Source organism: Streptomyces axinellae, from assembly GCF_039532135.1.
GTDB classification, from domain to species: domain Bacteria; phylum Actinomycetota; class Actinomycetes; order Streptomycetales; family Streptomycetaceae; genus Streptomyces; species Streptomyces axinellae.
On the sequence record NZ_BAAARJ010000010.1, the window covers coordinates 99,885 to 113,046 of the forward strand.

Annotated in this window: 9 protein-coding genes; 6 read left to right on the forward strand and 3 right to left on the reverse strand. The window is 71.2% G+C overall.

Annotation, left to right across the window (positions count from 1 at the left end; genetic code table 11):
* The first annotated feature begins 70 nt into the window (after positions 1-70).
* The gene (locus tag ABD339_RS16770; protein ID WP_344566833.1) at positions 71-1,495 is read left to right on the forward strand and encodes a GntT/GntP/DsdX family permease; all 1,425 of its coding nucleotides are present in this window, start codon (positions 71-73) and stop codon (positions 1,493-1,495) included.
* Positions 1,496-1,807: 312 nt separating this feature from the next.
* A complete protein-coding gene (locus tag ABD339_RS16775; protein WP_344566835.1) occupies positions 1,808-3,295 on the forward strand; it encodes a class I adenylate-forming enzyme family protein in 1,488 nt (495 codons plus the stop codon).
* Positions 3,296-3,426: 131 nt separating this feature from the next.
* Here ABD339_RS16775 and ABD339_RS16780 read toward each other — a convergent pair whose 3' ends face one another.
* Complete coding sequence (locus ABD339_RS16780; RefSeq protein WP_344566837.1) at positions 3,427-4,956, reverse strand: glycosyl hydrolase; 1,530 nt, start codon at positions 4,954-4,956, stop codon at positions 3,427-3,429.
* Between the two features lie 374 nt (positions 4,957-5,330).
* Here ABD339_RS16780 and ABD339_RS16785 point away from each other — a divergent pair, with 374 nt between their 5' ends.
* Entirely contained in the window at positions 5,331-7,964 is a 2,634-nt protein-coding gene (locus tag ABD339_RS16785) for an MFS transporter (RefSeq protein ID WP_425576014.1), read from the forward strand.
* Between the two features lie 9 nt (positions 7,965-7,973).
* On the opposite strand, the gene ABD339_RS16790 is transcribed toward ABD339_RS16785, so the two are convergent.
* Positions 7,974-8,957, reverse strand: coding sequence for an Lrp/AsnC family transcriptional regulator (locus tag ABD339_RS16790; RefSeq protein WP_344566839.1), 984 nt, complete (start codon positions 8,955-8,957; stop codon positions 7,974-7,976).
* A gap of 422 nt (positions 8,958-9,379) precedes the next feature.
* Here ABD339_RS16790 and ABD339_RS16795 point away from each other — a divergent pair, with 422 nt between their 5' ends.
* On the forward strand, positions 9,380-10,567 hold the full coding sequence (locus ABD339_RS16795; RefSeq protein WP_344566840.1) for a cytochrome P450: 1,188 nt from the start codon (positions 9,380-9,382) through the stop codon (positions 10,565-10,567).
* Positions 10,568-10,648: 81 nt separating this feature from the next.
* Positions 10,649-10,843 carry a ferredoxin gene (locus tag ABD339_RS16800; RefSeq protein ID WP_344566841.1) on the forward strand — a complete coding sequence of 65 codons (195 nt, stop codon included), beginning with the start codon at positions 10,649-10,651 and terminating at the stop codon, positions 10,841-10,843.
* Positions 10,844-10,973: 130 nt separating this feature from the next.
* Here the strand turns inward: ABD339_RS16800 and ABD339_RS16805 are convergent, their stop codons facing one another.
* Entirely contained in the window at positions 10,974-11,867 is an 894-nt protein-coding gene (locus tag ABD339_RS16805) for a LysR family transcriptional regulator (RefSeq protein ID WP_344566843.1), read from the reverse strand.
* A gap of 156 nt (positions 11,868-12,023) precedes the next feature.
* On the opposite strand from ABD339_RS16805, the gene ABD339_RS16810 reads away from it, so the two are divergent.
* A complete protein-coding gene (locus ABD339_RS16810; protein ID WP_344566845.1) occupies positions 12,024-13,112 on the forward strand; it encodes an alcohol dehydrogenase catalytic domain-containing protein in 1,089 nt (362 codons plus the stop codon).
* Positions 13,113-13,162 lie beyond the last annotated feature (50 nt).

Consider the following 13,162-nt stretch of genomic DNA (forward strand, 5'->3'; position numbering starts at 1 on the left):
CCGCCAACGACTCCACCCCCTTCGCCGCGCCCCCCGTGGCGCCTACCGCCGAAACCGCCGGGCGGCGGCCGTGACGGGGCACGCGTGGCTGCTCCTGGTCACGCTCGCCGTCGCCATCGGCGTGCTGGTGCTGCTGATCAACTCGCGGCTCCGGTTCCACCCGTTCGTGGCGCTGATGCTGGTCTCGGTCGGCGTAGCAGTGGTCGCCGGACTGTCCACCGAGCAGATCGCGGAGTCGGTGGAGAAGGGCGCCGGCGGCATCCTCGGCGATGTCGGCATCACCTTGGCATTCGGCGCGATGCTCGGCCGGCTGCTGGCCAACTCCGGCGCCACCGAACGGATCGCGCGGGTGATCGTGGACCGGGCCGGAACGCGCTCGCTGCCCTGGTACATGGCGGGCGCGGCGTTCGTCATCGGCATCCCGATGTTCTTCGAGATCGGGCTGATCGTGCTGCTGCCGCTGATCTTCAGCGTCGCGCGGCGGCTCCAGGACAGCGGCCAGGTCAAGGGCTCGCCCTACGTCTACCTCGCCACCCCGACCATCGCGGCACTGTGCACCCTGCACGGCATGGTGCCGCCGCACCCGGGCCCGCTGATCGGCGTCGAGGGCCTGCACGCCGACCTCGGCACCACCATCGTGACCGGACTGATCTGCGCGGTGCCCACCATCGTGCTCGCCGGCCCGGTCTACGGGCGGTGGATCGCGCCCCGGCTCGCCGTCCACCCGGACCGGGAACTGGTCGCACAGTTCACCGGCACCGGAACGACGGACACAGGCACCGGAACGGCAGGCACCGGGACCGGCACGCCGGCGTCTGAGAAGTCCGGCGGGGTTCCGCTGGGCTGGGCCCTGGCCGCGGTGCTGGTGCCGGTCGTACTGATGCTGCTGCGCACCGTCGCGGAGTTGGCGCTGGCCGACTCCAGTCCGGTACGGCACGTGCTGGCCTTCGCGGGCGAGCCGGTGATCGCGATGTTCGCCGGATTCCTCTTCGCGCTCTTCGCCCTCGGCTACCGCAGCGGACAGCCGCCGGAGAAGGTACGCGAGTCGCTGACCGACAGCATCAAATCCGTGGCCGGGATCCTGCTGATCATCGCCGGTGGCGGCGCGTTCAACCAGGTACTGGAGGACACCGGTATCGGCAAGGCCATCGAGTCGGCCGCCACCGGGGCGCATCTCAACTTGCTGCTGCTCGGCTGGCTGATCGCGTTGGTGCTGTCCTTCTCCACCGGCTCGGCGACCGTCGGCATCGTTGCCGCGACCGGCATCCTCAGCCCCATGGCGGGCACGGGCGGCGGCGTGGAGAGTTCGTTGCTCGTCGTCGCCATCGGCGCCGGCTCGATCGGCCTCAACTACGTGAACCATGCCGGATTCTGGCTGGTAAAGGAGTCCTTCGGTATGACTCTGGGCCAGGCCACCAAGTCGCACACGGCGATCCAGACGCTGGTGAGCATCTGCGGGCTGCTGATGGCTCTGCTGCTCTCGGTCTTCGTCTGACGGCCCTTCAGCACTCCGGTGGACGCCGGAGTGCCGAAGGACCAGTGCTGAACGCCGAGTGCTGAACGCGGTTCAGACGTCGTGCCGGTGCTGGTGCTCGTGTTGCTGCTCCGCCGTTCTACGGGTCCCCTCAGCCTCTCCGTCCCCTCGTCCCACAAGATCGAGGCGGTGGAACCTCCGCTTCAACGCGTGGTTATCGTACGACTGGTGCTCACGTCTTGTGGATGAACGCCGCCGGCCGTACGTGGCACCGCGAAGAATGCGGGAGTGGCCTTGAAGCGGAAGTGGCCTGTAAAGGAGCCGTCTGAAGGTATGACCGAGAACCTGACACAGCGTTTGGCCGAGCACGTAAGAGATGAGGGGTGGAGCGACCGAGCCGCCTTCCTGATAGACGACGACACCTGGACGTTCAGCCAAGTCTTCGACGGCGCGGCGCGGGCCGCCGGCGGTTACAAGGCCGCGGGTTTACAGCCCGGGGACCGAGTTCTGCTCGCCCTGCCCGACAGCATGGAGATGGTGTGGTGCCTCCTCGGGGCTTGGCAGGCCGGACTCGTCGCGGTCCCGGTGAACGTCCAGATGAGCAAGGAGGATCTGACCCGGGACATCGCCACGGCTGAGCCGGCGCTGATCGTGGTCGATCCGGAGACCGTCGGATGGCTCCACACCTCGGCGCCGGCCCCGACCACAGGCGCCGAACCGCTGCTCGCGGGAGAGCCCGACACCCGGTTCGAAGGCGGCGGGGAGGACCCGGCGCTCGCCCTGTTCACCTCCGGCACCACGGGCCCGCCGAAACTGTGCTTCTTCCTCCACCGCAACTTCGAGGGCATGAGCGGCCTGCAGAAGACCGCCGGGCCCGGCACCGTCGCGCTGTCGGTCTCGCGCATGTACTTCCTCGGCGGACTGAGCGCGTCGCTGTTCAGCACGCTGGCAACCGGGCAGACCACCGTGCTCTCCCGCCCGCGTGCGACCCCGGCGGCGGCGGTCGAGCTGATGCGCCGTCACCAGGTCACGAACCTGTTCGCGCAGCCGAGCTTCCTGGCGCGACTGCTGCTGGAGCCCGGCCACGCCGAGGTGTTCGGCCGCCTCCAGCATGTGACCTGCGCGGGAGAGGTGCTCTCCGCGCGGATGCGCGAACAACTGGTGCCGGTCCTCGGGGAGCGGCTGGTCAACGGGTACGGCGCGACGGAGATAGGCGGCATCGCCATCGGCCGTCCGGCCGCCTACGACTCGCCCTCGGCGGTCGGCCCGGCCTTCGAGGGCAGGCCGCTGCGCATTGTGGACGCCGAGGGGGACACTCTGCCCGTGGGCGAGCGGGGCGAGTTGTACATACGGGTGCCCTTCGCCACGCGCGGCGTCGTCCGGGGCAGCGACGGTCCGCACCAGCTGACCGACGTGTGGTGGGCGACCGGGGACCTGGCCTCGCTCGATGAGGACGCCATCTTGCACGTGCACGGCCGCCTCGACGACGTCGAGGTGATCGGCGGACAGAACGTGGTGCCGGGGGAGATCGAGCGTCTCCTTGAGAGCCATCCGCGGGTGCTCGAAGCGGCGGTGAGTGCCGTGCGGCGCTCGGCGGGTGACACGAGCCTGCGCGCCTATGTGGTGGCCGCTCCCGCAAACGGGTCCGGCGAGAGCACGGACACCGATGCCCTGGCGGCTGAGCTGATCGACCTCGCCCGCGCCCGTCTGTCCTGGTACAAGGTCCCGAACGACGTCGTATGGCTGGACGCGCTGCCCCGGAACGGGAACGGCAAGATCCTGCGCAGACAACTGCGCGCAGAGGGCAACCAGTTCGTCTGAGAGCCCTGCCGCTGGGCCCCCGTCCGGCCGCATGCGGGTGAGTCCGTACACAGGCGAGTCCGCCGCCCCGCGAAGGGGCGGCGGACTCTGCGAGACGGATCGGGCCGCTCAGCGTGGATCGGTGCGGAGGGTCAGTCCGCGTCGCGGTATCTCTTCCCGCTCTCGTTCGGGCTGGCGCCGTTGTAGAGGCCGGTCGGGCTGGTCTGGGTGGACAGCGCGAACCAGGCGTAGCGGTCCAGGAACGGCAGGCCGTCCAGCTTCTCCGTCGAAGCCTTGATGAACGCGGTCTGCTCCTGCTCGCTCGGGTAGCGCGGCTTGCCGTCCTTGCCGGCGAAGTCGATGAGCGCGTACTCGGTCAGCCAGACCGGCTTCTTGTACTTCTCGTGAATGCGCTGCAAGTAGCCGGCCAGCTGGTCGGCCGCGCCGGGACCGAAGTCCGCCCCGTACCAGTGCACCGGGATGAAGTCGACGCGCAGGCCGCGCTTCTCGGCACCCGACATGAAGCGGTCCAGCCAGCTGCCGGGCTTGTCGGCGTCGTAGGCGACGGCCGGGGCACCCAGGTTCAGACCGGTCTTCTCCAGCCGCGGCCACAGATCCAGGGCTTCCTCGGGCGTCATGTTGGCCTGCTGGGGCAGGTCCGGCTCGTTGAAGCCGAGGAGGTTCTTGCCCTCCTTGGCGGCCTTGTCCAGTTCGGCGTCGGTGACCGAGCCCTTGCCCCAGATCGTCGGGACGAACTCGACACCGTCCGGCTTGGCGACCCCGGCGCTCGACGCGGCCCAGTTGTGGAACCAGGTGGCGCGCGAGTCCTTCAGCGCCTCGGCGGCGCCGTCAACGGGGTTGAGCGCGACACCCCTGAGGTGCCGGGGTGCCTGGTTCTGGCCGTCGCCCGGCTTGTTCCCGTTGCCGGGCTTCGGCTCGGGGGAGGGCTTCCCGGAGGTGCCGGTGCCGTGGAAGGTGACGGTCAGTCCCTTGCACTTGCTGCACTGGCGCACGACCTGGTTGCCCTTTTCGGCGTCGTGCTTGGACCAGGAGTACGCCGAGGGGCACTGCTTGGCGAGGGCCTCGCTGTAGGCGGTCTTCGCGTCCCGGTTCGGGTTGACGCACACCAGCGGCTTGCCGTCCTTGGCCTTCGTCAGGTTCTCGGGAGGGCAATGGGACAGCAGGTCGGTGGGGCAGCCCACCGAGGCGCATTCCCCGCCGTTCTCGGGCGGGGCCACACCATCGGGAGTGATGGTGACGGGCGCCGAGACGGCGTTGACGTAGCTGATGTTGTACCAGGGCGCGAGGTTGTCGGCCGGGTCGAAGTTGAACTCGGCGAGGCTGACGGGCTGTTCGCCGGTGGTGCAGCGGTCGGCGTACGGGCCGCAGTCGCCCACCTCGCAGTGGAACGTGCTGCCGCTCTCGCCTGTGCAGCCCTCGCGGGCGAAGAACTTGCCGCGCCAGTGTCCGGCGTCCGAACGCTCGGGGATCTTGATGGTGGCGGACTTGCCCGGGTCCAGCGTCGGCAATCCGGTGAGCGAGGACGAGCCGTCGGCGTTGACCGTGGCTCCGATCCAGACGCGCTTGCCCGTCTCGTTCCGCAAGGTGACGGTGTGCTCGGCGTCACCGGCAGCTGCGACGCTCTTCCCGTCGTCGGAGCCGCTGAACTGGGCCGAGGTCACGGCCGACAGACCGGCGACAACCAGCAAAAGAGCGAACAGAAGCGGTCGAAATGATCTAAGTGATCTAAGTCTTCTCAATAGCACAGAAACGCCTCTCAGGGCCTCGCGGGTCGATAACCGTCTGCGCTCGCACGAACGGATCCGCGCGGTGGACGGTTCACTGCGCAGGGAAGAACGGCTGGAAAGGGGGCAGGGGGAGGGCGGGACGAGGATGTGGAGCGGGCGTCGGCCCGGTGGGGGATTTCCCTCGATTCCGCGCTGCGGATGTCGGTTTTCCCGGGTCCGGCGGGCCTGGCTGGTGTCGCGGGCAGACATGACCGGAGGGTGTCGGCGAGAGAAGCGAGTGCGGCCCCGGGGCCGCGAGGGAGAAATCTGTGAGCGTCACATCGACAGCGGGGGAGCCGCGCGAGCGGCGGGGGGCCACACTCGTGATGGCCTGTCTCGGGGTGTTCGTCGCCTATCTGCCCGTGACCACGGTCTCGGTGAGCCTGCCGGCCATCCAACGGGCGCTGGGCGCGTCCACTTCCCAACTCGCGTGGGTATCCGACGCGTTCGTGCTCCCCATGGCGGCGCTCATCCTGACAGCCGGGGTGTTCGGCGATGTGCACGGCCGCAAGAAGGTGTATGTGGCCGGGCTCGCGCTGGCGGGTGCGGGCGCCGGGATCGCGTTGGCGGCACACTCGGTCGAGGTCCTGTGGGCCGGTCAGGCAGTCGCCGGCCTGGGTGCGGCGGCGTTGCTGCCCACGACACTGGCACTGATCAGCCACGCGGTGCCCGACCCGCGCAAGCGCGGCGCGTTCGTCGGACTCTGGGCGGCGTCCTTGCTGGCCGCGCTCGCCATCGGTCCGATGCTCGGCGGCGTGATCCTCGAACACTTCGACTGGCGGTGGATCTATCTGCCGTCCATACCGGTGGCGCTCCTCAGCCTGGCGGTCGCGGCGCCCTTGCTGACCGACTCCCGGGCGCCCGGCACACGGCGGCTGGATTGGCCGGGGCAGATCACCGCGGCAGTGGCGATCAGTGCCCTGGTCTACGGAGTCATCGAGGGCGGGGCCGGCTCCTTCTCCGAAACCCGCGTGGTCGTGGCACTCGCTCTGGCCGTCGCCAGCGGCATCGCCTTCGTACTGGCCGAACGGCGCAGCGCATCGCCGATGCTGGACCTGTCGCTCTTCCGCAGCGCGGCGTTCAGCGCGACCACCCTGATCGCGATGATCACGTTCTTGGGGCTGATCGGTTTCTTCTTCGTCCTCAGCCTCTACTTCGGCATGGTGCAGCGGCTCGACACCCTGGATGCCGGATACCGGCTGGTGGTCATCTCCGTGGCGTGCCTGGTCGTGGGAGCGGTGGCGGGGCGCCTGATGCACCGGATCCCGCCGCGCATCATGATCACGGCTGGTCTGCTCGCCGCGGCGGCGGCACTGCTCTGGCTGACGGCGATCGACGCCGCCACCCCGTTCGGCCCGCTGGCCTGGCGGCTCGCCCTACTGGGCGTGGGCATGGGCCTGGTGATCACACCCATGACCGCGGTCGCCGTCGCGGCGGTACCGCATCACATGGCCGGTATGGCCGCGGCGGGCAACAACGCCTTCCGGCAGGTCGGCGGCGCGCTCGGCCCGGCGGTCCTGGGCACGCTGCTGACCTCGAAGGCCATGAACGCCCTGCCCGGGCACCTCGGCGACGCCGGGCTCAACGGCGCGGTGGCGCACCGGATCACCGCCACGGCCGACGCACAGGGGCTGGGCGCTGTGGCCGGGATGAAACTGGGCCCCGAGACCGGACCGGCCATGGGGGCGCTGTCCGAGGCGTTCCTCGACGGCCTTCGCCTGTGCCTGGTCGTGGCCGCCTTGCTGGCCCTCCTCGCGGCGGTCATCGGCGCCGTCATGCTGCGCCCTCCCCGGAACGCGACCGCTCCCGCCCCGAGCGCCGCGGAACACGCGGAGCGCGCGGAACACGCGGAGTCCGAGAGCACCCCGGCTCCCCGCGCCTCCGAAGTGCACGATCCGCGCCGTGTGTTGACGGGGGCGGGCGCGGGCGCCGGAGGGCATGTACCGGCACCTGGCCCTCCCTCGGGCAGTGGCGTTCCCGGCTGGGCGGCCGAGGGGGACGGCGCGGGCGCGATCGGCGCGGCGGGGAGCGGCGCGGACGGGGAGGGCGTCAACGGCACCAGCGTCAAGGGAATCAGTGCCGCTCGCCAGGGCGCAGCGAGTGCCGAGGGCGCGGGCCGTGCCGCCGCTGCCGCCAACGGCCCCGGCCTGTACGGCCGGATACGCGAGGCGGCGGGCGGCGTTCCGCTGGAGGCCACGCTGACGCTGATCTCACCCGTCGGGCGGCAGGTGGCCCGCACCCTCGCCCGGCCCGACGGACGCTACAGCCTGGCCGCGCCGCAAGCGGGAGCGTATGTGCTGATCGCGGCGGCCGAGGGCTGCCGGCCGCGGGCGTCCTCCCTGCTGCTCGGTGCGGAACCGGTGTTCCACGACATCCTGCTGCCCGCCCGCACCGGGCTGGCCGGTGCCGTGGTCGCGGCCGGGGACCGGCAGCCCGTGGAGGGCGCGACGGTGACGGTGACGGACGCGCGGGGAACGGCGCTGGCCACCGAAACGACCGACACCTCCGGCGAGTTCACCTTCGGCGAGCTGCCGGAGGGCGACACCACGGTCGCGGTGAGCGCCACCGGATTCCGGCCCGTCGCTCTCCTGGTGCCGGTGACCGGCTCCCGCACCTCCCGGGTGGACGTGGAGCTGTGGCCGGGGGCCCTGGTCCGCGGCACCGTGCGGGCGGGCGCGGACCGACGGCCGCTGCCGGACGCGCGGGTGACGCTCGTGGACCAGGACGGCAACGTGGTCGGTACCGCGATCGCCGGGCCGGATGGCGCTTTCGCCTTCACTGATCTGGACGCCGGCGACTACTCGGTGATCGCCGCCGGCTATCCGCCGGTGACCACACCGGTCGCCGTGGACGGCTCGGGATGTGCGCGGTGCGATGTGGAACTGGAACACCCGGAGCGCTGAGGTCCGCGGTCAGCGGCCGGGTTCGTAGGTGAGCTGCTTGACCTGCCGCAGGATGAACGCCGACTCGACCGCGTGGATGCCATCGAGTGCGCCGATCTTCGCGCTGAGATAGGTGTACAGCGCATCCGGGCTCCGGAAGTCGGCGGAGGCGACGACGTTGGCCTGGCCGGTGATGGCGGAGGTGAAGTTCACCTCCGGGTGGGAGGCGAGCGCCCGGCCCACCTCGGCGAGCGCGCGGGGTGCCACGGTGAGCCAGAGCATGGCGCTGACGGCTTGTCCGAGGGGGCCGCGGTCGTACTGCACGTCGAAATACAGGACACCGGCGGAGCGCAGGGCCTCCACCTTCCGTTTGACCCGGGCTTCCGACAGTCCGGTGGCTTTCTGCAGTTCGGTGAGGGTGCTCCGCCCGTCGCGGCGGAGCACCGCCAAGAGCGCCTCGTCCGCCGCGTCGAGGGGCAACGGGGCATCGGACAGCACCGGGGCCGGTGGTTGAAGCCCGGCTTCCTGCTCAGGAGTGAGCACGGTGGGTTTGCTCCGTCGGCCGAGTCTGCCGCCGTAGAACAGGTGGAGGAGGCAGTGGGCGGACACGGTGACGATCTGCCGGGTGCGCTGGAGCCGGTCGAAGAGCAGTTCGTCGCGCTCCTTGCGGCTGCGCGGTTTCATGCCGCAGACGATCTCGGTGCCACCGGAGATCAGGACGACGTAGAGGGTGTCGGGGCGTTTCGCGAGCGCTTCGGCGAGCTGTTCCGCACCGTCCGGGAGGCAGTGCAGCCGCACGATCCAGCTCTGTCGGCCCAGCAGGTTCTCGTCCGTCATGCCGAGCACGCGCAGGTTGGCGGTGTGGTGCAGCCGCCGGTAGCGCCGGGCCACGGTCTGGTCGGAGACACCGAGGACGGCGGCGATACGGCTGAACGGCGCGCGCCCGTCGATCTGCAGGGCGTGCAGGACCTTCAGATCGAGGTCGTCGAGCGGTGCGGGGGCGGGGGAGGCCACCGGTACTCCTTGGGGCGGGAACGGAATGCGGGCTGTGGGGGGAGCGGGACGTGGGCGGGGGGTGGGGCGTGGGCTGTGGGCGGGAGCGGCGGGGCGGGCGCGAGGGCGGCGCCGCGCGGCGGGGTGTGCTGCCCGGTGCCGATCACCTTCGTGACCAGGAAACCACCCGGAAGCGGAGGGGATGGTTACGGCCTCGGGCGGCGATCCGATCCGGCCGGGACCGCCGCCGGGCCGGCCCGGCGGCCGGCCGTCACAAGCGACCTGACCTGCGGGGAAACGGTAGACCCGAGGATTTCGGGGGCCAGGACCGGCCAGATCTTCCCGGAGCGATCTGGCCGGACTTCTCATGGACCAGTTAGGTGCCCAAGGCATCCAATGAGTCCGGTAAGCGGAAGCGAAAGCCCAGTATCCGGAGGCCGGCCATGACGGAGTCCATCGCTTTTCCCCAGGACCGCACCTGCCCCTATCACCCGCCCACCGGATATGCCCCCATACAGGAGAGCCGGCCACTCGCCCGCGTCTCCCTCTACGACGGACGGAAGGTCTGGGCGGTGACCGGCCATCACATGGCCCGGACCCTGCTCACCGAACCCCGCCTCTCCAGCGAGCGCGACAACGACGCGTTCCCCTCACCGACCGAGCGGTTCGCCAAGGTGCGCAAGCGGAAGATCGCGCTCCTGGGCGTCGACGACCCGCTGCACAACGCCCAGCGGCGCATGCTCATCCCCAGCTTCTCCGTCAAACGCATCGCCGCGCTGCGCCCCCGGATCCAGGACACCGTGGACCGCCTCCTGGACGCCATGACCGAGGCCGGACCGTCCGCAGAACTCGTCGAGGCGTTCGCGCTTCCGGTGCCGTCCATGGTGATCTGCGCGCTACTGGGTGTGCCCTACGCCGACCACGACTTCTTCGAGGAGCAGTCGCGCAGGCTGCTGCGCGGCCCGCTCCCCGAGGACACGCAAAAGGCACGGGACGCGCTGGATGCCTACTTCTACGCACTGATCGACAGCAAGCGGAAGGCACCGGGCGACGGTCTGCTGGACGAGCTGATCGCCCGCCAGGCCGAGGAGGGCGGCCCGGACGACGAGGAACTCGTCAGCCTGGCCACCATTTTGCTGGTCGCCGGGCACGAGACGACCGCCAACATGATCTCGCTGGGCACCTTCACCCTGCTCAACCACCCCGAGCAGCTTGCCGAGTTGCGCGCCGACGACTCCCTCATGCCGGCCGCTGTGGAGGAGTTGCTGCGCTTCTTGTCCATCGCCGAGGGCCTGCTGCGGGTGGCCACGGCGGACATCGAGGTGGCGGGGAACACGATTCGCGCGGGCGACGGCGTGGTGTTCTCGACCTCCCTCATCAACCGGGACGAGCGAGCCTACCCAGAGGCCGGGGAACTCGACTGGCACCGGCCCGTCCGCCACCACCTGGCCTTCGGCTTCGGTGTGCACCAGTGCCTGGGCCAGAACCTCGCCCGCACGGAACTGGACATCGCGCTGCGTTCGCTCTTCGCCCGGCTGCCCGGTCTGCGGCTGGCGTGCCCTCCCGAGGAAATCCCGTTCAAGCCCGGGGACACGATCCAGGGAATGCTGGAACTTCCGGTCACCTGGTGACGGCGATGGCCCCGGGAGTGGACCATGGATGGCGCAGGCCGGACGGCGAGGGCCGACGGGTGGCGGACGAGAGGCGGCAGCATGCGGATCGAGATCGACCAGGACCGGTGCGTGGGTGCGGGAATGTGCGCGATGACCGCGCCGGGCGTCTTCACGCAGGATGACGACGGGTTCAGCGAGGTGCTTCCCGGCCGGGAGGACGGTACGGGAGAACCGCTGGTACGCGAGGCAATGCGGGCGTGCCCCGTGCAGGCGATCAGCCTGGCGGAGCACTGAGCGGGAGGAATGAGCGAGGGGGGACGAGGGCGGAGGCGGCGGCGGAAGCGGGCTGACCGGGGCTGACGGCACCGGCATGGTCCGCTCCGGCTTGGCCGCCCGCCTTCGCCCGCCCCCGCCCGACGGCGGATCAGGCGGACGCGGCGAGTGCCCGGGTGACGGCCGCGACCGCCGGAGTGGGGCAGCCGGGGAGGCGTGCCACGAGAACGCGGCGTGCCTCGGGAGGCGCGCCCTCGACGTGCAGCAGGCTCACCCCGGGCGGCAGCACGGGCGCGAGCCGAGTGGGCACGCTCGTCACGCCGAAGCCCCTGGCGACCAGTTGGAGCTTCGTCAGCCAGTCGCGCGCGGAGTGGGCGACGCGCGGCCGTCCGGGCAGGCCGGGCCAGACGCCGAGCAGCGGCTCCGATCGGGACGAGGGGGTCGCGATCCACGCGGCGTCGGCCAACTCGTCGATGTGCACCGTGCTACGGCCTGCGAAGTCTCCCGTGGACGGCGCCGCCACGGCGAGTTCGGTGTCCATCAGGGTCTCGATGTGCAGGCGCGGCGACTCGCCGTCCGAGGGGCGGTGGGGCGGACGGGACGTCAGCACGGCGAGGTCGATCGAGCCGGCGCGCAGCGCCCGGATGAGGCTGGGCGTGGTGCCCTCGCTCGTCGTGACCGTGATCTGCGGCTCGGCCGCCGCGAGCCGGACGAGCGCGTCGGGCACGAGGGCCGCGCCCGCGCTCAGAAACGCCCCGAGCCGCACCGGCTCGGACCGCGGGACGGCGCCGGTGAGGTCGCGTTCGGCCGCCGCGAGGGAGTCGAGGATCGCGCGGGCGTGCCGCAGCAGGGTCAGACCGGCGGGGGTCAGCCGGACCCCGTCGGGGCGGCGCTCGAACAAGGCAGCGCCCGCGCTCCGTTCGAGCGCCGCGGCCTGGCGTGAGACCGCCGACTGCGTGTAGCCGAGCCGGACCGCCGCCGCGGTGAAGCTGCCGGACTCCGCGATCTGACGCAGGACCCGCAGGCCCGCACTGGAGATGTCCATGCTGCCTACGCATACCACTGATGCCAGATCTTCGCTTCCCGCATGCCCGCCCGGCCTTTAGCGTCGCTGGTGACGGATTCCCGGTGGACCTGCACTGACCTGCGAGGACGTGCGGGGACCGCAAGGACGGACACGGACGCAGACGGAGGTCACCACATGCGAGCAGCGGTTCTGACGGAGTTCGGCGCACCGCTCACGGTGCGGGAGGTGCCCGGTCCGGTGGCCGGGGGCGGTGAGGTGGTGGTCGATGTGCTCGCCGCCTGTGTGCTCCCCTACGCGGCCGAGGTCTTCAGCGGGGAGCGGGCCTATCCTCTCGTCCCCCCGGTCGTGCCCGGCACCGGGGGCGTGGGGCGCGTCGTCCACGCCGGCCCGGACGCCACCCGGCTGCGCGCCGGTGACCTGGTGTGGTGCGACCCGACGGTGCGCTCACGAGACGATGCGCTGACGCCCGATATCGCACTCCAGGGCTGGAGTTCACGGGGCGACGGCGGCGCGGAGCTGGCCAGGTATCTGCACGACGGATCGTTCGCCGAGCGCATGCGGGTCCCGACGGAGAACGTCTTTCCGCTGCCCGCCGCAGCCGGAGAGGACCCGGCCCGCTGGGCCGGGCTCGTCGTGCACGCCATTTCGTGCGGCGGGCTGCTGGCAGGCGGACTCGCCGCGGGGGAGACGCTGCTCGTCAGCGGGGCCACCGGGAACCTGGGCAGCAGCGCGGTCGCGGTCGCGCTCGCGATGGGAGCCGGGCGGGTGGTCGCGCCGGGCCGGAACCAGGCCGTGCTCGACCTTCTCGCCGACCGGTTCGGCCCGCGAGTGCGCCCCCTCCGGCTGACCGGTGAGGAGGCCACCGACCGTGCGGCGATGTGCGCCGCCGCCGACGGCCCGATCGACATGGCGATCGACCTGCTCCCGCCGCGCGCACCCAGCTCTGCCGTGCGTGCGGCGGCCATGAGCGTGCGCGAGTACGGCCGTGTCGTCCTCATGGGCGGTGTCGGCATGCTCGGCGGTGACGATCTCGCGCTGCCGTACCCATGGATCATGCGCAACTCGGTCACCGTGCGCGGACAGTGGAATTGCCCGCGCACGGCGAACGTCGGCATCATCCGGCTCCTCGCCTCCGGTGCGCTGGACCTCGCCCCCGAACAGGTCCGCTCCTTCCGCCTCGACGACGTCAACGAGGCCATCGCCCACGCCGCGGCGCACGGCGGCCCCTTCGAGCGCACCGCCCTCACGCCCTCCGTCCGCTGAGGGGAGCGGCCCCGGTCCGCTGACGGTGGCGGCCGGGCGGGGCGGCTCAC